The sequence below is a fragment of the Lactobacillus sp. ESL0228 genome, assembly GCF_003692825.1.
In the GTDB taxonomy this organism is placed as follows: Bacteria; Bacillota; Bacilli; order Lactobacillales; family Lactobacillaceae; genus Lactobacillus.
The window spans coordinates 111,529-132,754 of the sequence record NZ_REHJ01000010.1; the positions used below are offsets into that span (position 1 = coordinate 111,529).

A 21,226-nucleotide genomic window follows, 5' to 3' on the forward strand; every position below is an offset into this window, starting at 1 on the left:
AAAATAACTAGCTTAACACAATAGGTAAATAAGTTGTTATTACATCTCATTTACTCCTTACTGTTATTAAATTCATATATTTGCTTTTATTATAACGCTCTCAAATAAAGTTTCAACATGATTTATAATCATAGTAATAAAAGAGTCGCAAGATCAATCTTGCGACTCTAAATCATTAATTAACATCATGTAAAATAAATGTGCTCCACGGATTAACTTCATCCAATAGATCTAAATCGTCATCTATTATTCGACCAACCAAGTTACGTCGGCCGTCATTTTCAAATGGCTTCAACACAACTTGCATTTCCCCTTTATAACGAGGGTACTTCTCATTAACAACAACAATATCACCATAGTCAAAAGTTGTTTTAACTTCAGTTTGTGCTGCAACCTCTTTATCTGAATAAACAACTCTAGGCTTAGTATCACGCAACAAATATTCTGACGCATCTCCACGATACAAATGGGGCTCTTTCAAACAGATTGTTCTTTCAATTGGCAGAACATCCTGTTCAAATTTAATCCCTAACATCGGAAATGGACTATTAAAAGCTTCTGCTGCATTTGCCAATTCTTCTTCACTGGCAAATGCATTACCAATGATAATATCATCAATCATTTTACTTAAACGCAGATGAGTTACCTGACTGAAAATATTTCTCTTTCGATCACTTTCCATCGTCGGCAAACCTTCATGAACTGGCCAAGGGCCAAATTTTGCTTGCTTTGAAGAAATAAACGCAGCTGTATGCAAGCCATAATCACGATACTTTTGAGAATATTCTATAAAAACAGTTTCACTTAACCCTGTATATTCCTGTGGATAGAAATTGTGACAACCAATTAAATTATCAATTTCAGGATCATATGACATGATACTATCTAAATAATTGGTACCACGACTCATATTCAATTCTATTTTTAATCCATAAGGATTATGAGTCATTGCCGCTTCTTCTGAACCGCTGAAACCTTCATCTAGGCGAAGCCCCCAAACTCCTAGTTCATGAAAAAACTTCAAATCATGATAATCAATCTTTAATTCCTTAAACAAAACTGGGTTGATATCAACAATTGTTTTAAATCCTAGTTGATTAGCATAAGTGACATCTTCTTTAAGACGGGCCAGTAAATCAATACCGCTAGCACTTTTTAATTGTAAAAGTGACGAAAAAATACGTTGGTAACCATATTTTTTAGCTAAATCTATATATGTTTTATCTTGTTCAAAGGTACTCTGCTCAGGATAAAGTGAAATTCCTAATTGTTTCATTGTTATAACTCCCTAATTAAGCTTCTGTTTGAGGCTTGACATTATTAGCAGCCTTAACAAATGGTACATAAATCAAGAAACCAATTACCATGTTGATTAATTGCAAAACAACTGATCGCCAATCCATTGTACCAACAAATGCATTAAGAATAGGCGGCATCGACCAAACAATTTGCGTTCTAACTCGTGAAACTAACCCCAAACGCAATGCCGCATATGATGTTGAAACCATAATTAATGGTGCAATTATAAACGGTATGAAATAGATTGGATCCAAGACGATTGGCATTCCAAACATTATTGGTTCATTAATATTAAAAATTCCTGGTACTAAGGATAATTTAGCCACTGCACGCTGATCTTCACGTGTTGAAAAAGCTAAAATTGCAAGAATTAATAGTAATGTAGAACCAGCACCACCGATCCACACATAAAGATCAAAATCAGATCTCGTCCACAAATATGGTAAAGCTTGTCCCTTATGGGCAGCATTCATGTTAGCGATTAAAGCTGTCGTCCAAATACTTTCAATAACTGGTGCCAACACGTTACTTCCATGAATACCAAAGAACCAGAATAACTGAACCAAGAATGTTATCAGCAAAACAGACCAGTAACCTTGACTAACTTTCATTAACGGATCCTGTATTGTCTTAGAAATAAAGTCAATTACCGTTGTTTGGTTAAGACTAAATAGATAATTAATAATACCAACTACATATAAACCGGCAGTTGCAGGAATAATTCCAGTAAAAGCTTTAGCAACTGCTGGCGGAACTGTATCAGGCATTTTAATTGTGATATTTTTCTTCATCAACCAGATATATATAGTTACCGAAATGGCACCCATAATCATTACTGTAAAGAAACCAGCTGCTCCAAAGTATTTACTAAAGTTAAAATAACCCCATGAAGTTACATTTTTACCTGTAATAACGGCACCCGCATCAGTTAAAGTCTTCGTATCACCTTGAGAAAGTGTATTCTTCAAAACCAAAACAAAGTTTTGGGGTAAGCCCATAATGAAAGTTCCTAAGGTAACTAGTCCACCCGTAATTGGTTCTACTTTATATTGAACACATAACTGGTAACCAAATGTAAATGAAAATAACAACCCCAAAATAGCAGTTGAGCCTGTCCAAACCATTGCATTAATTCCAATTAGCCATTGCATTGAATTAACAAAGCTTGTCCACCCAAACTGATTTGGTAAATCTCTAACCAAAGAATTTATAACATTTGCTACTGAGCCTGCCAGCATCAATGGCATCATCGCAATAAAAGCATCACGTAAAGCAATTAACCAGCGAATCGAACCAATCTTAGCAGCAATTGGAACAACGTGTTTATTTAACCAATTAATTAAAGCATTCATAATTTCCCTCCTACTCTTTACTTTGTTAGTATATCATAATTATGTAAGCGTTAAATGGTATATACAAAAAAGGTAGATAAAATCAATATTTTATCTACCTTTATATATATAATTTTAGTCAGTTATTTATTTGTAGTAGCGTAATCTGCAATATTTAAGGTTTGCTGGAAACCATTACTACCAACAATAGTTAAAACAGTATTATTATTACTAAATTGAACCGTGCTTGCAGCTACACCATTTGCAGTTGCCACCACTTGAACAATCTGGTTGGCTTCATCCATTGTCAAATTCTTTAAATCATTAACTACTATCTTTTTACCGTTTAATGCAGCTTTAGCCTTGGTAATCTTGTTAATTTCATTCTTAACATTTGCAATGGTTGAACTAGCATTATTAACCTGTGTACCAGAAGTTACTGCATTATCATATGCATCACGCAAAGTTTTAGCTGATAATTTATAAGCATCACTGCTTCTAACACTAGCCACTTCAGCTAAAGCATCTTGTAATGGCTTTTTGTCAGTTGCAGTTGCCATCACAGTTTCATCTTTAGCACTTTCTTCTGTATTCACTGGAACTAACTTGTCACCACTTATACTGCTAACATCGCTTGCTTTCAGATAACCATTCTTGTCACTTTGTAACTTGTAGAATAATTCAGCTTTATTTTCACTCTCAACCCAAATGTAACGCAATTCAGTTATACGAGCTGTGTGACCTTTAGCAAATGTTTTGGTTGATTGTAAAATACCCTTATTGTTATAAACATTGGCATCGTTACCCAACGTTGCGATCGTACCAGTTTGATTATCTTCTGGTTTATTCTCATTTGAAGGTGATAATTGCTTACCTGTTATGACGCCAACATTACTTTTCTTAATCCATTGATCGTCACCTGGGTATTTAGCATCACTAATGTGATAGTAAAGCTTACCATCAATATATTGCAACTTATCAACTTGAACCTTTTGACCCTTTTTAATTAGCTGATCACTGGAATTACCTTTACCATCATAAACATAAGCATTCTTACTCAAGGTAATAACAGTTGCATCATTCTGATTATCACTAGGTGTCCGGCCATTATCGTTCTTTGACGTTTTTTTATTGCTTGGCTTTAACTTCGTACCAGTTGTTGAGCCAACATTTGCAGCTTTAATGAATTGGTTAGTTTGTCCACCAATTCTGTAATATAATTTGCTACCAATGTACAGTAATTGATCAACGGTAACAACTTGACCTTTCTTCAACTTCTTTTTAGCAGTTTTACCTTTAGCATCGTAAATGTAAGCATTACTCTTTAACTTCGCAGTAGTTGAAGCTGGAGCTGGTTTAGTTGTGGCCTTTTTGCCGTCAACTTTTTTACCATCAACATAACCAACATTTGCTGCTTTGATAAAGGCACCACCACCAAGATCATAATATTCTTTATTATTAATAGTCTTTTTGGCACTGTATTTAACTGTATAGCCTTTAGCAATTACCGTATTCTTAGGACTGCCCATGTAGGTCTTTAACCGCTTACCATTTTTATCATACACATAAGCATTGCGACTTAATTTGATTTTTCCTTGCTGTGAGGTTGCTTTTTTAGACGAGTTTTTCTTAGTTTTGGCTGGCTTATTAGCTGCCTGGACTAAAGCAACTTGACTTACACTTAAAATTGGACTAACACCAATCAATGCAGCCGTTGATACAGTTATTAATTTATGACTTAATTTCATTTATTTCTCTACCTCGTAAAATTTAAATTTCATCATATAATATTGTATACTAATACAACCTTTTTTTAAATGAAGTTTGTAATAGCTTACTTTTTCTTAAGAATCAGATAATCATTTCGACATTATCTTTACCATTTTTAAGCATTAGTGACTTAATAGTATTATTTTTTAGTTAATTACTTTTTATTTCCAATTAGAATCATTAGCTAACGGCAATTTATGCCAGTAATTTGGCTTATTTACTTGTCGCCCACGTGCAATTGCTAAATCATATTGGTCAACATCTTTGGTAATCGTTGAGTCAGCAGCTATAAAGGCATGATCTGCAACATTAACCGGCGCTACCAAAGTTGCACCTGAACCTATAAATGCTCGGTCTCCAACAGTTGTATGATCTTTTTTGACACCATCATAATTTGCAAAGATAGTTCCACAACCTACATTAACATCTTTTCCTAGTGTAGCATCTCCAACATAAGTTAAATGACCTACTTTTGAATTTTCTCCAATTTCTGCATTCTTAATTTCTACAAAGTTGCCAATATGGGCACCTGACCTAATTATAGCTTGTGAACGCAAATGAGAGTTGGGACCGATATCACTGTGATCGTCCATCTCAGCCCCTTCAATTGTTGACGATATAATTGTTACATCATTACCAACTTTTGAATCAATAATCCTTGAACCAGAGGTAACTAAACAATCATTGCCGATTACTGTCTTACCTTTGATCACAACATTGCCCTCAATCTGTGTATCACTGCCAATTTCAACACCAGCATCAATATATGCAGTTTCAGGATCTACAAAAGTGACCCCATTACACATATGTTTTTTATTAATACGTCTCTGCATGATTTTGGTAGCCTGTGCCAACGCAACACGATCATTGACACCAATACTTTCACTGAAATCGTGCATTTTATATGCGCCAATTCGCTGTCCTTTATTTCGCAAAATCTCTAAGACATCAGTAAGGTAATATTCACCTTGCGCATTATGATTAGTTACTTGCTTGAGAGCTTTAAACAATTGTTTATTGTCAAAACAAAAAACGCCTGTATTAATTTCTTTAACTTTTAATTCTTCAGAATTCCCATCTTTTTGCTCAACAATCCGTAAAACATTATCCTGTTCATCACGAATAATTCTTCCGTATCCATATGGATTAGGAGCTTGCGCTGTTAAAACTGTTGCTGCATTACCTTTATTTTGATGATAATTAAATAATTTTTGGAAAGTCTCACTAGTAAATAATGGTGTATCTCCAGTTATTACCAGTGTCGCTCCTTCTTGTCTTGAAAGTTGCTTTTCTGCGGTTAAAACCGCATCGCCTGTTCCCAACTGTTTTTTTTGTAAAACAAATTCAGACTTACCAGCTAATACTTTTTTTACTTCTTCAGCACCATTACCAACAACCGTTACTATTTTATCTGGCTCAATTGCCTGTGCGGCCTCAACCACATGTTCAACCATCGACTTACCACAAACTTGATGCAAAACCTTATACAGCTTTGATTTCATTCGTGTACCTTTACCGGCTGCTAATACAACTACAAACTTTTTCATTAATTCCGGCCTCTTTATATTCTTAAATTATTATTTTATTTTATCATATCATCAGGCAACCTAAAAATGGTTAAAATTTGTATGTGATATAAGAGTACCCGGTTCAGCTAAAATCACATTCTTCTTACTATCTACACAAGTAATTCTTATTAATGACAAATGATCTTCGATTAACTTTTCATCATCAAAATCGGCTTCACACAAAACACAAACACCAGAAATATTACTATTAAATTCCTTAACTAACTGTTGCATACCTGTTAAGGTTCCACCTGCCATCATGAAATCATCTACTAATAGAACATTCGAATTTTCATTTAAAACTCTAGTTGGTAATTCCATTTTTGATACCCGATCAAGTGAAGAAGAAATATAATTAACCGAAACGGTCGCTCCTTCTGTCACTTTGGAACGTTTACGAGCAATAATAAACGGAACATTTAAATAACGTGCGACAGCCTGTGCCAATGCTATTCCCTTGGTTTCAATAGTCATTACTACATCAATATTGGAGTATGCATAACGCGTTGCTATTAGTCTACCAATTTTGTCTAAATCTTGTGGATTACCTAAAATATCCGAAAGATAGACAAATCCGCCCGCCAAAATTCTATTGGGATCCTCAATTCTACTAGCTAAGTCTTCTAAATATTGTTGGGCATGTTCCATCCCCCAAAATGGAATATACCGTACACCCCCAGCAGCACCAGCTACTGTTTCTAAAATCCCATCTTGATTAGCAGCTAACGTATGCTTTAAAATTGCAAGATCTTCCGAAATTGAAGATTTAGCAGCATCATAGCGTTTTGCAAAAAAAGGCAATGAAATCAAGTCATGTGGTCGTTCCATTAAATACTTGGTCATATCAACCAATCTCTCTGAACGTTTCATAAATTTTCCTCCCTAATGTTTGGTTTTTGCCAGTTACTACTATACACTGAACCACAAAAAAAGGCACTAACATTTACAAAATGTTATTACCTCCACAAATGCTAATTAATCAACTTAATCAGTTATATCATCAAATTTTAAAGTGATATTTTTAGTCAATAAATCCGTGTAACTATAAGAAACATGTTTAAAATTATTTTGATCTTGGTCTAAATCGACTACAAACACAGCTGGAAATGTTTCTTTTAAAATCCCTCGTCTTTTAGTAACTTTCTTACGTCCTGCTCTTGCAACGACTGTAATTGGGTCACCTAGGTGTGAATCCAATTTTTCTTTAATGGTAATAATAGATGTTGGCACTAATAACAACTCCTTTGAGTCGAATTTTACCACTTTATCATCATTTTTTCAATACTTTTTAAGAGCAAGTCAGTAACAACATTATCTTTTTGACTTAATTGCCTGTGCCAACATAACAAATTGAGAAATAGCCAATTGTTCCGGTCTAACTCTTGGATCAAGATGCAACTTTGCCAATAATTGCTTACGACTATCGGGATCTGGCAAAATATTTTTAAGATTATTATTTAAAGTTTTACGTCGTTGGCCAAAACACATTTTCACTATCCAATTAAAATATTCTGGATCGCCCACAGCAATTTTTTGTTCTAAAGGCTTTAATATCACTACACTTGAATCAACCTTTGGTTGAGGAATAAAGGAACTGCTTTTAACCGTTAAAGCAATTTTAATACTCATTTCAGTTTGCACACCAATTGTTAGTGGACCGTAATCTTTATTATTGGGTTTAGCTTGAAGCCGTTCAGCCACTTCTTTTTGCATCATTAAGGTTAAACTACTAAAATTCATGGCTTTATTCAAAAAGAAAATTATCGGCGTTGTGATGTAATAGGGCAAATTAGCAACTACTTTTATTGGCTTGCTTAAATCGAAGAAGCCCTCAAGATCATGTTTAAAATCAGCTTGCAAAATATCTTTCATTAAGAGCCGAAAACGATCATTAAGAGCAACACCATTAACTTTAATTGGTAACTCATTGTGCAAAATTTCTGGCAAGCTATCATCAACTTCGTAAGCAAAAACCTTAGCTCCTGCCAGTAAAAGTTGTTCCGTCAAAGACCCAATTCCAGGCCCAATTTCTATTACCTGATCATCTTGTCCAATTTCAGCTGCTTGAACAATTCCTTGAATGGCATTTAAATCAATCAAAAAATTTTGTCCTAAATTTTTCTTAGCCCGAACAAAATAGCGATTAATGATCGCTTGCGTCCTAACCATAGAGCCAATTGGCATTTCATTATTCATTATTAGCCTCCTTGACTGCAGCTTTCAATTGAGCTAAAGGTACATTGAAAGTACGCAAACGCTTATAAAATTGCTTTGCATTTCCATAACCAATTCGCAAAATTATTCCCACTTTTTCACGCAATTGTCGTGAACCTTGACCACTAGATAAGCCAAGCTTTCGATAAGCATACAGCGTTAAATCACTAGCAGGTGGTTGAATCTCACGTAAATCACTTAGAGCCTTACCTAGTGCTTGTCTTGAAGCATGTTCAACCCCCAATGAATTGCCTCTATTATGCGGCTCACCTTCCTTACGAGTAATAAAAGCCTGCTTAGCCTTAGGAACTGCTTCAGTCACAAGACGCCGAATTCGTTCACCATTTAAATCAGGATCAGTTAAAATTATTATTTCTCGTTTTTTACTTAGTTCTTTCAACTCTTCTAAAACAGATGCCGGAACATCCGAACCATTTGTTTCAATTGTTTCAATACCAGGGAAAAATTGCTTTAGACGAATTGTATCATCTTTTCCTTCGACAACCACAACTGCATTAAATTTTTTTTTAGTTAAGACCATAAACCCTCATCGTATTTTTATATGTTATTTGTGCAACTTCTTCTAACGAAATACCTTTTAACTGAGCAATAGCTTGACCAACATAGTAAACGTAACCCGGTTCATTTTGATGACCACGATACGGTTTAGGAGTTAAAAAGGGCGCGTCTGTTTCTAGCAGCAACCTATTTAAAGGTGTTTTTTTAACCGCTGAATGAACTTCTACTGCCTTAGTAAATGAGGCTACACCAGAATAAGAAAAATATACATTTAAGTCCAAAAACTTATTTAGCCAGTTAACATCCCCATTAAAACTATGCAAAATTGCGCCGTATTCCAAATCACTATGCTTTAAAATTTCATAGCAGTCGCCAAAGGCATCCCTAGTGTGGATATCTACCGGCTTTTTCATCTCATGAGCAACTTCAATCTGTCTTGCAAAAACCTCACGTTGTTTTGATCGTGGTGATTCATCCCAATAATAGTCAAGACCAATTTCTCCCATTGCCACCACGCCAGGAATTTGTAACTGTTCAATTATCGTATCCTCAGCTTTTTGATCATAGTCTTTAGCAACATCTGGGCAATAACCCACCATTGCATATACTTTTTCAAAACGCTGACTTAGTTCTATTGCTCTTTTATTAAATTCAGGATCCTGCCCCACGCAAATTACTTTTGTTACACCTAACTTTTGGGCGCGATCAAGGTAAAATTCTTCCCTACCTCGAAATGTCTCATCTTGTAAATGCGTATGGTTATCAATTAATTCCATTAGCCTAATTCTGCTCCAAGTTCATGCTCATCACCTATTATCGCAAGTTTTACTTGTCCGCCTTGTTCACTTGATAAAAGCATTCCTTGACTTAATTGACCCAACATTTTACGTGGTTTCAAATTAGTTACTGCCAGTACTTTCTTACCTAAAAGCTCATTAGCATTCGGATAAAATTTACGAATCCCACTTAAAATCTGTCGTTCTTGACCGTTACCAAAATCAAGTTGGAATTGGAGCAATTTATCCGAACCCTTAACAGGTGCAACGGCAAGAATTTTACCCACTTGTATTTTAACCTTATCAAAATCATCAATTGTAATTTCCTTGTCTTGCCCTTTTTCACTACGACTTTGTTTCTTAGGCTTGGCTTTAGCCATCTCATCTTTAATATACTTAATTTCTTCTTCAGGTTTCAGTCTTGGATAAATTGGTGTTGGCTTAGCAACTACCTTGATGTTCCAATCATATGCTCCAAAATTAAGCTGTTTTTGACTTTCATCGTTCCAATCAAGACCTAATTGCTTGAACATCTCAATAGGTGTCCTGGTCATAATTGGTGCAATTAACAAAGCAATTATACGTAAGCTCTCTGCTAAGTTAGACATTACCCGTGCAAGTTCAGCAGTTTTTCCTTCCTTGTTTAAAGTCCATGGTGTGGTTTCATCTATATACTTGTTGGCACGACTAACTAATTTCCAAATATCGTCAATTGCCTGAGTAAAATGAAGTGTATCCATTTCTTGATGATAATTAATAATAATTTCAGCAGCAGTTTGTGCTAAATCTTCTCCAAATTGATCTTGTTCACCCGCAACTTGAGTAATAAGACCATTTTGATATTGATTAATCATCGAAACAGTTCGATTTAATAAATTACCTAAATCATTCGCTAAATCATAATTGACACGTTCTACAAAATCTTCCGGAGTAAATATTCCATCTGAACCAAACGGTAGTGCCCGCATTAGATAGTAACGCAATGCGTCAACGCCGTATCGACTAGTAATTGATTCAGGATAAACGGCATTACCCTTGGACTTGGACATTTTACCATCCTTCATCAATACCCAGCCATGACCAATAATATGCTTAGGTAGTGGCAAGCCTAATGCCATCAACATAATTGGCCAGTAAATTGTGTGGAACCGGACTATTTCTTTACCAACTAAGTGAATATCTGCAGGCCAATATTTCTTGAATAGCGAATCATCATCTGAACCATATCCCAATGCCGTAATATAGTTAGACAAAGCATCGATCCAAACGTAAACAACATGTTTAGGATCACTTGGCACAGGAATTCCCCAAGAAACAGTTGTCCTTGTTACCGATAAGTCCTCTAGTCCTGGTTTGATAAAATTATTGACCATTTCTTTTTCTCGAGAATGAGGCAAAATAAATTCAGGATGATCTTGATAGTATTGATAGAGTCGATCTGCATATTTACTCATTTTGAAGAAATAAGATGGTTCCTTAACTAGTTGCACCTCATGACCAGATGGTGCTTTACCGCCAATTACATTACCGACATCATCCTTATAAACCTCGGCCAGTTGAGATTCTGTGAAATATTCTTCATCCTCAACTGAATACCAGCCGGTATATTCTCCAAGATAAATGTCACCTTGATTTAGCAGTTGTTCAAAGATTTTTTGAACTCCTTTAACATGTTGCTCGTCAGTTGTACGAATAAATTTGTCATATGAAATATCCAAACTTTTCCATAACTTTTGATAGGTAGCAGCCATATCATCTACAAATTTTTGTGGCTTGATGCCTTTTGCTTCAGCCTTTTGTTCAATTTTTAAACCATGTTCATCTGTTCCAGTTAAAAAGAAAGTATCAAACCCCTGCGTACGCTTATAGCGTGCCATCACATCTGCAGCAATTGTTGTATAAGCGTTACCGATAGTTAAACGGCCAGACGGATAGTAGATTGGGGTGGTAATGTAAAAAGTTTTTTTATCAGCCATATTCATTTTCTCCTTAAGTTTCATCTAATTTATTATATTATACTACACCACCAAAAAAGGGAATTCTCTTCAGAATTCCCTTTGCTTGTGTACTTATCGAATTGGATAATTCTCAAATTAAGAATTTTTCACTTTTTAAATAGTAATGTTTAATCAACGTTGTTAATAGAATATATAGCACCAAAATTCCTAAAACTACCCACATAAAACTTAGTGGCATACGACCAAATCCCAATTTGGTAGCTAGAAATGAAAATGGAATTAAAGTACCAACGATTCCAGCACCAAACGTTGCAACGATGACAGTTGTTGTAGCGTGTTGCCCAATAAAGGGTAGGTGTCGATCTCGTAAAGCATGAATTACCATCTCTTGTGTCCACAGTGATTCAATAAACCATCCCGTGTGGAACAGAGCTATAAATGCAACCTGATTACTTGGACTAATTGCATTGAAATTTCCACCTACTAGATGAGGACAAATGATAAAGTATAACAAGCCAAAAGTTACAATATCAAAAACCGATGATGTCGGTCCAAAGTAAAACATGAACTTGGGTAATTTTTTGGTTGACCAAATTCTTGGTTCTTTCAAATAATCATTCGACATCTCATCAAATGGCAGAGACAAGCAACTTGTTCCATATAGCAAGTCAAGAACTAGTAATTGTAATGGTAACATAGGTAAGAATGGTAAAAACGATGAGGCAACTAAAATCGATAAGATATTGCCAAAATTAGACGATAAAGTAATCTTAATGTACTTCGTAGTATTGCCAAAAACCTTTCGTCCAATCCTAACTCCAGTTTCTAAAACATTCATATCCTTGTGTAACAAGATAATATCTGCAGACTCCTTAGCAATATCTACCGCTGTATCCACAGATATTGAAACATCTGCCGCCTTCATTGCCGGCGCGTCATTGATTCCATCACCCATATAACCAACAGTATGACCATTCTGCTTTAACAGATTAATTATTTTGGTTTTATCTTCTGGCGATAGCTTAACGAAAATGTTGCATTCCTCAACCATCTTGGCTAGCTCTTCCGGACTCTTGTTTTCTAAGTCCGCTCCTGAATATATCGTATTAACACTTAAGCCAACTTGCAGGCCAATCGTTCTGGTAACTGCTTCATTATCACCTGTCAAAATTTTAACGGTAATTCCATCACTCTTCAAGCGAGCTAATGCATCCTTAGCACTTTCTTTCGGCGGATCAAGAAAAGCTAAGAATCCACACAAAATTAAATCATTTTCATCTTCAACAGAAAATTCTCCAACTGGAGCAGGATTACGCTTATATGCAATCATAATTACCCGAAGACCATCATCGTTCATGTCATTAACTTTTGCCATTACCTTTTGCTTACGTTCGGGGGTTAACGGTAAAATTTGCCCATCAACTTCAATCTTGGTCGAAACGGCAATCATTTCTTCAGATGCACCTTTAGTAACAAGTAAATGTTCACCATGTTTGCGATCTGAATTTGCCACAACCACGCTCATTCTTCTTCTGGAAAAGTCAAATGGAATTTCATCAATTTTATTGTAGTCACGTTGCATCTCATTAATATCTAATTCATCACCTGCAGCCTCAATAATTGCTTTATCAATCAGATTTTTCATTCCAGTTTGATAATATGAATTAAGATATCCTAATTCTAAAACATGCGAATTTTCATGCAGGTTTAAGTCATAGTGGCGTTCCAAAACAACTTTATCCTGTGTCAAAGTTCCAGTCTTATCGGTACATAAAATATCTGCCGAACCAAAGTTCTGAATCGAGTTCATCTTTTTAACGATTGTGCCCTTTTTAGACATCTCAATTGAACCCTTTACCAAGTTAGTAGTAACAATTACTGGTAACATTTCTGGAGTTAATCCTACTGCTGTCGCAATAGAAAAAATCAGTGCGTTGATCCAATCGCCCTTGGTTAAACCATTAATAATAAAAACAAGCGGTGCAATAATTGCTGTCATGATAATTAATAGTTTAGAAACATTTTTTATTCCAACGTCAAAAGCAGTATTCTTTACATCCTGATGAGCAATATCGTGAGCCAACTTACCAAACATTGTCCGCTCACCTGTTGCAAAAACAACTCCCAATCCAGACCCAGAGACTATCGTCGTGCCCTCATAAAGAATATTAGGATAATTTAAATAATCACGTTCCGAACCAATTTTAGGTTTCCGAGTTGCAATTTTTTCAATAGGATTTGATTCACCGTTTAAAGAACTGGATGAGCAAAAGAGGTCTTTGCTTGTAAGAAGCTTCATATCTGCCGGTACCATATCCCCTGCGGCTAATCTAATTACATCGCCAACAACTACTTCACTAGTATCAATTTCCTGATCTTTGCCATCACGCACAATATCCGTTGTAATTGAAACCATCTTAAGCAGTGAGTCAACTGCGTTAGAAGATCTAACATTTTGAATAAAATTAGTAACTCCTGATATAATTATCATTATTACCATAATTAAAACAGTGGTTAAATCTTTTTGACCAGCTGGAACAAAAATGTAGTCTGTACATAAGGATAACGCTGCTAAAACCAATAGGACTAATGTAAATGGTGTGATAAACGCCTCCGTTAAGAAATGCAGTTTGGAATTGTGCTTGTTAGAAGCAATTGTATTAGAACCATATTCCTCACGATTTCGAACAACCTGTTCACTAGTTAGCCCATCACTACTAGCATGAAGTCGGGCCAAGGTTTCAGATCTACTTTCTTGTGCAATCTTTTTAACAAGTTCTAGATCTTTGTTGCTAGCCGCGTCAGTAGTTTTTCTACGCATCATCTCACTCCTTTTCTATTAAAAAATGCAAACAAACTAAAAAAGGATCCTACGTGCATCGTTAGGGATCCTCTTTTAAACAAGGTATCTTTGAAGTACTCGTCGTTCAGTTTTAACACTACGTGACGTAAGCTTAGGCTAGCTACCTGGTTACCGCCTTAAATCGACGGTAACTATTTAACTCGTTGGCATCTCTGGATGTTTCTGGGCGATAGCATGTGTTCACATAGGAGTCTCACCTAACAGTTTATTTGTTTTTCTTATCAGTATTGCGAGTGTATCAAAACAAGATACATAAGTCAACTTTTATTTATTTTTCAAATGCAAATTATTTTTAAAGAAATAAACTAAACAACCAATTATGATTACTAAGGCAAATGCAATTGGCAATGCCACTCTTCGAGGATGTGCAATTTGATCACGCTCTTGATTAGTTAAATCGTATTTATCAAGTGAATATTGATACTTTTGATCAATTGTTGTTGCGCATGCCCTAAAAACAAACCTTAATCCCTGATTAAATTTACGGCGATTGCTAGAACGTAAAGCATCAGACTGTGAACGGATAATGTTACTGCGAACATCCGCAGTAAATGCACCATGAAGGTCTTTACTAGAGTATATCTGGACGTTACGCTTGTTGTTTTTGCTTCCAACAACAATAAATACTGAACGCTTAGATTTGGTTAACTTTTGTGGCGTTAGATGGTCAATTCGGTTAACTGTCTCAACAATTATTTTAGGTTGTTCACTTGTTTGAAAATAGCGGTTATTCTTTGCAGTAATTAATTTTGTTGTTTCCCTTTCCAAAAGATTGCTCTTATCCTTTATATTAGGACTTGAAAATGCCGTTAAATTTAAAAATATCGCTGCTAAAAACACCAAAAATGCTATCTTAGTTTTCAGCATTTTCCAGTTTATGCGCCAATTGTTCCACATACTGGCGATTAATTTTAATTTGCTCATAAGGAACCTCACAATCTTTCAAAAGGTCAATTACTAGTGGATTATCATGATAATCAAAGTAGTAATTGACTTTTTTTATACCAGCTTGCATTAACGCTTTAGAGCAATTATAACAAGGAAAATGCGTTACATAAATTTCTGTATTATCAGTTGAAACACCATTGCGAGCACACTGAATTAGTGAATTCATTTCAGAGTGAATTGTCCGTACGCAGTGTCCATCAACAAATTGATGTCCCACGTCATCACAGTGTGCTTCACCTGAAACCGAACCATTATACCCCGTACCAATAATTCGATTAGCTTTAACCAGAACACTCCCCACAAGAGCCCTATCACAAGTTGATCGCTGGGCGATCACCAATGCTTGCATCATAAAGTATTGTTTCCAAGGAATTCGTTTACGCATCATTTTGCCTCTTATTAAAGTAGTTTAATCCAATTGCATCGCGCACTTCAGATAAGGTTTGCTCTGCAACATCATTAGCTTTTTTGGATCCCATTTCAAGCATTTCATAAACATCAGATAAATTTTTTTCATATTGAGCACGCCGTTCACGAATTGGAGCCAATTCCCTTTCCATTACCTGATTTAAATAACGTTTAATCTTAACATCACCTAAACCGCCCATTTGATATTCTTCCTTTAATTCTGCCACCTTATCTTTATCTGGATCGAAAATATCAAGATAAGTAAAAACAGTATTACCCTCAATCTTACCAGGATCTTCCACATGAACATGAGTGGGGTCGGTAAACATTGACATGATTTTCTTTTGAACAGTGGCAGAATCATCTGATAAATAAATTGCATTATCCAAAGATTTCGACATTTTGGCATTGCCATCTAGGCCCGGCAGTCTTCCCTGTCCTTTTTTAGGGAAATAACCTTCTGGCTCGACCAAAACATTGCAGTCATAAACCCGATTAAAAGTCCGTACAATTTCGCGAGTTTGTTCAAGCATCGGCTCCTGATCATCACCCACGGGAATAATAGTCGCCTTAAAAGCAGTAATGTCAGCAGCTTGAGATACAGGATAATTCAAAAATCCAACCGGAATAGAATCATTAAAACCTTTCTGTTTAATCTCACTTTTCACAGTTGGATTACGTTCCAAGCGGCTAACTGTCACTAAGTCCATGTAGTAGGCAGTGAGCTCAAATAAAGCAGGAATCTGTGATTGAATAAAAATTGTTGAAATCTCAGGATCAATTCCAACTGCAAGATAATCAAGCGCAACTTGGATTAAACTATTACGAATTTTTTCAGGATTACGAGCATTATCAGTAAGCGCCTGCGTATCAGCAATCATAATATAAGGATGATACTTACCAGAATTTTGCAACTTTACCCGATTTTTCAACGAGCCAATATAGTGACCTACATGTAATTTTCCTGTTGGACGGTCGCCAGTAAGGATAACTTTCTTTTTCATTATAATTTGCCTTCTTTAAAAATTAAAATTCTTTTTTAATGAGATAATTATAGTTAATTCTATCAAAAATCAAGTAATGAATAAACATGGAGGATAAAATGTGTCACCAATTTCAAATACCTACTTTGTCAGAAATTAAAAAATACTTAATTAATGACTTAAAATTACCGTTAGTCGAGCCAACAACTTCTTTACCTGAAAATATTAATGTTTTCCCTAAAAATCAAGTTCCAGTTTTGCTTTATCAGAATGAACAACTTCTACTTAAATCTAAATCCTGGGGCTACCCTAGTCCATTTAACCATCAAAAAGTAGTTTTTAATGCTCGTATTGAACATTTTTTTGAAAAAAAGCCATCAATGTGGGATCAATCTTTTGCTAAGTCGCGCTGTTTAATTATCACTAAGCAATTTTTTGAATCAAGTAGACAAACTTATACTTCCCCAAATGGTCACAGATACCATGAAAACTTCGGGTTCCTAAACCCTAATGAACCATTAACAATGATAGCGGGTATTTATCAAAATGATCATTTTTCAATGGTTACAACTAAGCCTAATAGTATAATGGCTCCTATTCATAACCGCATGCCTCTCATTATTCAGTCTAGCGAATTACGCCAATGGTTATTTCAAAACTTCACTTCACTTGTTGATCGCCATAAAATAGACTTAGTTGTCAGACAAACACCACATGATATGCGCTAATCAACTAATTTTAAAACAAGGCTTGGCTTTAATCTAAAAACATGGTAAACTATCTCAGTAACGCGGGTATAGTTTAATGGTAAAATGTTAGCTTCCCAAGCTGAAGATGCGGGTTCGATTCACGCTATCCGCTTAATTAAAAAGACAACAGTTTAAAAGCTGTTGTCTTTTTTGTTAAGTCATAATAATTAAGATTATCCCATTTAAAATTGCCAAGTAAATCGGCATCCACAAAGTTTGTGTGTGAAGATATGACCAAGCAAAAATCGCACCAAAAAGTGCATTAATAAGCAAAAGTAGCGGTGAAGCTTGCCAATTAAGCACACTATATAAAATTCCGGATGTTAGAATTCCTTCAAGGGCTGTCATTAATGTATTACGTCGAAAAGTATAATTAAATAAAAAGCCAGTGATTAAAAACTCTTGCAAAATTGGCAAAACAACTCCTAGAGCAACTAACATAAACCAATAATTTGATACCGATTCATGCCGTAAATAAATCGTTTGAAAACCGTATAGCCTAAGTCTTGCATATGATTGTAGCCACGAAACAAAGATTCTTAGAGCGGTCACAACGATTGTTAAGATAATGGTCAAGCTAAAATTATTAAGCCAGCTTCCCGAAAATTCCCGATCGAAGTACCGCTGTTCACGATTAAATCGATAAGTAAAAAACAACAAAATCATTAATGATACTAAGCCAAATAAAATCAGATCCCAAAGATGAAGTGGCGAATTCATAGCCACTAGTTTAATAACACCAGCAACCATTAGGTAGCCAATGATATAAAATATATAGCGAATCAAATTCCCTTCTCTTGAAGCTGGTGTATTCACAAAAATTACTCCTATCTAGTTTTATGCCTTCTAAGTCCTATATTATAGCAAAAAACACAGAGTTTATGAATTGGCAGTTAGTTTTTCTATTCCACTTTAATATTATTAATATCATCTAATTTAACTTGTTGACCGTCTACAATGATTACTTCTGCATTATAACCTTCAACTACCCCTGTAATATCTGCCGACAATTGATCGTTACTATCAATTATTTTTACTTGAATATGAACTCGGCGATGATTGCTATACGCTTGCAATAACTGCATACCAATTTCTTCTTGAGTCATTTCTTTTCTCAATGTATACCGTACTTTACGCTTACTCTGATTGCACATTATCGCCTGAGTATGATCACTTAAAAAGAAACCTTGCCACTTTTTCATTTTACGATCATGATAATTGGCAAAAAAATCCAAAACTATTTTGTCAAAATCACTCATATAAATCGCCACCATTATGTCCACCAACTAAATTGCTACGCTTAATTGCCGTTGCACCATGTAATAAACTTGAGGCCTTAACTAGACTTGTAAATCCGTATTTTTGATGAATTGAATCAATAGTTTTATTTATCATACTTTTCTTAATCTGCTGACTTGGCGTCAGTAAGAATGTCATCTGCTCATAATTAGCTGAGGTTAAATGGCTGCAACTCACGCTTAAAAGCCTGACAGGTTCACCATGCCAATTTTTTCGAAAAAGATTTATCAGTGCACAATTTAAAAACTGATCATCGTTAGTTGGAGTTATCTTTTGCTGAACATTAAATCCCTTGCTTTTACCATGATAAGAACGGGAAAAGCCTACATATAAACTTAAACATTTTGCTTGAAAATTATACGCACGTAATCTTGCTGCCACCTGTTCAACGATTTCACGCAAAACAATTTCTATTTCTCGTTGAATCGTATAATCATAATTTAAAATTTGAGAATTACCATAACTTGGGGATTCTGGAGGAGACTTTTCACTAATAATACTGCGATCAACACCCCAACTCGTAGCAAACAATTGAGCACCAATTATGCCAAATTCATTTGTTAAAATCGTTGGATTAGTATGTGCTAGATCATACATGTTCTTAATCCCCATTCGTTGCAAATGCTGAGCGGTTTTTTTACCAATTCCCCAAACATCTTCTAAATTATAAATTTTCCAAATAGTATCAGGAACATCAATATAGTGCCAATAGTCAATCATTGAATATCGGTGTTTAGCTGAAATATCCATAGCTAATTTAGCCAGTAATGGATTTTCTCCTATACCACAGGTAGTATAAAGACCTAAACTATTCTTAATTTCTACTTGTATTTTTCGCGCTACCAGGTAAGGATCATCACCAAATAATTGCCATGACTTGGTCATATCGACCATGCTTTCATCAATTGAATATACATGAATATCTTCGTCGGCCGCATATTTCCGAAAAATATCTAGTATCTGCATGCTACGTTTAATATAAAGATTCATGTGTGGTTCAACCAATATTAAATCGGGAGCCACTTTTTTTGAAGGAAGGTCACGTACTCGCATAACATTCGTCAATCCATATTTTTTCTTAGCTAAGGGAGAAGCCGCCATAATCAGTCCTGAGCCATAGTTAAGATTGGGACGATGTGATACAACCGCTAATACTGCTCGCATTGGATTTAATCCTAATGCAAGTGCTTCGCAACTTGCGAAAAATGATTTATTATCAATCATAAAAATCACGTGGTGCGGTTCATAACGATAATCATACATTGATTCTGCTCCTTTTTGCGAACGTAAGTTTGCTTTTGAATCAATTATACAAACGTAAGTTCGATTAAGCAAGAAAAAATTTAATCAATTTTAGTAATGATTACTTGATATTCACCATCTGGGGCAGCTACTCTTACCTTAGTTTGAACCCCTTTTTTCATAATTGCCTGACCTAAGGGAGAATCATAAGCTAGTTTGCCTTTTTCAATATCTGCTTGCATGCGACCAACAATTTGATACTCTTCTGTTTCACCGTCATCAAATTTTAAAAGAACTGTTTTACCCAAATCAACCTTGCCGTCATCTTTTTTTTCAACAACTTCCGCATACTTGAGTTGTTTATCAAGGTAACGTAATCTGCCTTGTAAATGTCCGAGTTCACGCTTGGCTTCTGTATACTCAGTGTTTTCTGATAAATCACCAAGTGATCGCGCTTCTTGCAAAATTTTAATCCGTTGTGGTCGTTCTTTCTTTAACCGGTTGATTTCAGCTTCAATTTGATGATATCCTTCAGGCGTCATTTTTTGATAATAAACCAAAATATTCCCTCTCCGCTTTTGGAAAAACTCAGTCCAATTAGCTTTTTAAATTAGCACTCGCAAATTAAGAGTGCTAAATATTTCCATTTTATCAAACTGCATACTATAATAATCATTGTAAGAAAGAAAAGAAAGTACTTCTTACAGTTTAAACTAATTTTGAAAGGAAGTTTTTACTATGGCAAACGAAATGATGAATCGGCACAATGATTTATTCGATGCAATGAACGATTGGTTTGATCTTCCAAGAAAATTTTTTGATGGTAGCGAAGTAGCAAAGTTAATGCAATCAGACGTGGTTGAAAATAACCATGACTATGTAATTAAAATTGACATGCCAGGAATGAATAAAAATGATATTAATCTAAATTACTCTAATGGTGTTTTAAGCGTATCGGGATCGAGAAAGTCATTCAATGACTCAACTGATAAAAACGGTAGCATCATCCACCGCGAGAGAAGTGAGGGGCACATTTCACGTAGTTTCAGATTGCCAAACGTAGTTGCAAATGAGATTCATGCAAAGTATGATAATGGTGTATTGACTATTACCTTACCTAAGCAAAGCGCCGACAAGAGTGATAATTCAATTCAAATTGATTAACTTATGAATTAATGCAAGAAGTTCTAGCTAAGTTGTCAATACAAATAATTCTCTGAAGTGAGTTCAAGTGTTGAACTCACTTTTATTTTAGATTAAAATATTAATTAATTTAAAAATTAATTAAAAGGAGTTTTA

General features: G+C 35.2%; 20 protein-coding genes, 1 tRNA gene and 1 riboswitch. Of the genes, 3 read left to right on the plus strand and 18 right to left on the minus strand.

Translation table 11 applies throughout. The features are described 5' to 3' along the window. Window positions 1-175: 175 nt before the first annotated feature. From F5ESL0228_RS06985 to trpS, 14 genes are all read right to left on the minus strand, one after another. On the minus strand, window positions 176-1,276 hold the full coding sequence (locus F5ESL0228_RS06985; RefSeq protein ID WP_122023307.1) for a DUF871 domain-containing protein: 1,101 nt from the start codon (window positions 1,274-1,276) through the stop codon (window positions 176-178). A 16-nt stretch (window positions 1,277-1,292) separates the two neighbouring features. Next, window positions 1,293-2,651, minus strand: a complete 1,359-nt coding sequence (locus F5ESL0228_RS06990; protein WP_122023308.1) for a PTS sugar transporter subunit IIC — start codon at window positions 2,649-2,651, stop codon at window positions 1,293-1,295. 122 nt (window positions 2,652-2,773) lie between these two features. Continuing rightward, the gene (locus F5ESL0228_RS06995) at window positions 2,774-4,378 is read right to left on the minus strand and encodes an SLAP domain-containing protein (RefSeq protein WP_122023309.1); all 1,605 of its coding nucleotides are present in this window, start codon (window positions 4,376-4,378) and stop codon (window positions 2,774-2,776) included. A gap of 183 nt (window positions 4,379-4,561) precedes the next feature. Continuing rightward, window positions 4,562-5,947, minus strand: a complete 1,386-nt coding sequence (glmU, locus tag F5ESL0228_RS07000) for a bifunctional UDP-N-acetylglucosamine diphosphorylase/glucosamine-1-phosphate N-acetyltransferase GlmU (protein WP_122018956.1) — start codon at window positions 5,945-5,947, stop codon at window positions 4,562-4,564. A 60-nt stretch (window positions 5,948-6,007) separates the two neighbouring features. Continuing rightward, the gene (gene purR / locus F5ESL0228_RS07005) at window positions 6,008-6,838 is read right to left on the minus strand and encodes a pur operon repressor (protein WP_122018958.1); all 831 of its coding nucleotides are present in this window, start codon (window positions 6,836-6,838) and stop codon (window positions 6,008-6,010) included. Window positions 6,839-6,952: 114 nt separating this feature from the next. Then, window positions 6,953-7,198: a Veg family protein gene (locus F5ESL0228_RS07010; protein WP_122018960.1), complete on the minus strand. Its 246-nt coding sequence runs from the start codon at window positions 7,196-7,198 to the stop codon at window positions 6,953-6,955. An 81-nt stretch (window positions 7,199-7,279) separates the two neighbouring features. Further along, the gene (gene rsmA / locus F5ESL0228_RS07015; protein WP_122018962.1) at window positions 7,280-8,164 is read right to left on the minus strand and encodes a 16S rRNA (adenine(1518)-N(6)/adenine(1519)-N(6))-dimethyltransferase RsmA; all 885 of its coding nucleotides are present in this window, start codon (window positions 8,162-8,164) and stop codon (window positions 7,280-7,282) included. Beyond that, entirely contained in the window at window positions 8,157-8,723 is a 567-nt protein-coding gene (gene rnmV, locus F5ESL0228_RS07020) for a ribonuclease M5 (RefSeq protein WP_122018964.1), read from the minus strand. Before rnmV ends, rsmA begins: the two co-directional genes overlap by 8 nt. After that, entirely contained in the window at window positions 8,710-9,477 is a 768-nt protein-coding gene (locus F5ESL0228_RS07025; protein WP_122023310.1) for a TatD family hydrolase, read from the minus strand. The genes rnmV and F5ESL0228_RS07025 overlap by 14 nt, the downstream gene beginning before the upstream one ends. Then, a complete protein-coding gene (metG, locus tag F5ESL0228_RS07030; RefSeq protein ID WP_122018967.1) occupies window positions 9,477-11,453 on the minus strand; it encodes a methionine--tRNA ligase in 1,977 nt (658 codons plus the stop codon). Before metG ends, F5ESL0228_RS07025 begins: the two co-directional genes overlap by 1 nt. A 112-nt stretch (window positions 11,454-11,565) precedes the next feature. After that, the gene (mgtA, locus tag F5ESL0228_RS07035) at window positions 11,566-14,256 is read right to left on the minus strand and encodes a magnesium-translocating P-type ATPase (RefSeq protein ID WP_122023321.1); all 2,691 of its coding nucleotides are present in this window, start codon (window positions 14,254-14,256) and stop codon (window positions 11,566-11,568) included. Between the two features lie 90 nt (window positions 14,257-14,346). Next, window positions 14,347-14,510, minus strand: a riboswitch (M-box (ykoK) riboswitch). 52 nt (window positions 14,511-14,562) lie between these two features. Further along, window positions 14,563-15,165, minus strand: a complete 603-nt coding sequence (locus F5ESL0228_RS07040; RefSeq protein ID WP_122018969.1) for a TPM domain-containing protein — start codon at window positions 15,163-15,165, stop codon at window positions 14,563-14,565. Continuing rightward, window positions 15,152-15,631, minus strand: a complete 480-nt coding sequence (locus F5ESL0228_RS07045) for a deaminase (RefSeq protein WP_122018971.1) — start codon at window positions 15,629-15,631, stop codon at window positions 15,152-15,154. Before F5ESL0228_RS07045 ends, F5ESL0228_RS07040 begins: the two co-directional genes overlap by 14 nt. Continuing rightward, window positions 15,624-16,658 (minus strand): tryptophan--tRNA ligase, encoded by a 1,035-nt coding sequence (trpS, locus tag F5ESL0228_RS07050; protein WP_122023311.1) that lies wholly within the window; start codon window positions 16,656-16,658, stop codon window positions 15,624-15,626. Before trpS ends, F5ESL0228_RS07045 begins: the two co-directional genes overlap by 8 nt. A gap of 98 nt (window positions 16,659-16,756) precedes the next feature. On the opposite strand from trpS, the gene F5ESL0228_RS07055 reads away from it, so the two are divergent. Continuing rightward, entirely contained in the window at window positions 16,757-17,365 is a 609-nt protein-coding gene (locus F5ESL0228_RS07055; RefSeq protein WP_122018975.1) for an SOS response-associated peptidase family protein, read from the plus strand. A gap of 62 nt (window positions 17,366-17,427) precedes the next feature. After that, a tRNA-Gly gene (locus tag F5ESL0228_RS07060) sits at window positions 17,428-17,498 on the plus strand. Window positions 17,499-17,539: 41 nt separating this feature from the next. Here F5ESL0228_RS07060 and F5ESL0228_RS07065 read toward each other — a convergent pair. From F5ESL0228_RS07065 to greA, 4 genes are all read right to left on the minus strand, one after another. Beyond that, a complete protein-coding gene (locus F5ESL0228_RS07065; RefSeq protein WP_122018977.1) occupies window positions 17,540-18,202 on the minus strand; it encodes a CPBP family intramembrane glutamic endopeptidase in 663 nt (220 codons plus the stop codon). Between the two features lie 86 nt (window positions 18,203-18,288). Then, window positions 18,289-18,645, minus strand: a complete 357-nt coding sequence (locus F5ESL0228_RS07070; RefSeq protein ID WP_233553573.1) for a hypothetical protein — start codon at window positions 18,643-18,645, stop codon at window positions 18,289-18,291. Next, complete coding sequence (locus F5ESL0228_RS07075; RefSeq protein ID WP_122018981.1) at window positions 18,638-19,948, minus strand: nucleotidyltransferase; 1,311 nt, start codon at window positions 19,946-19,948, stop codon at window positions 18,638-18,640. Before F5ESL0228_RS07075 ends, F5ESL0228_RS07070 begins: the two co-directional genes overlap by 8 nt. An 80-nt stretch (window positions 19,949-20,028) precedes the next feature. Further along, a complete protein-coding gene (greA, locus tag F5ESL0228_RS07080) occupies window positions 20,029-20,487 on the minus strand; it encodes a transcription elongation factor GreA (RefSeq protein ID WP_122023313.1) in 459 nt (152 codons plus the stop codon). A 178-nt stretch (window positions 20,488-20,665) separates the two neighbouring features. On the opposite strand from greA, the gene F5ESL0228_RS07085 reads away from it, so the two are divergent. Continuing rightward, window positions 20,666-21,091 (plus strand): Hsp20/alpha crystallin family protein, encoded by a 426-nt coding sequence (locus F5ESL0228_RS07085; protein WP_122023314.1) that lies wholly within the window; start codon window positions 20,666-20,668, stop codon window positions 21,089-21,091. Window positions 21,092-21,226 lie beyond the last annotated feature (135 nt).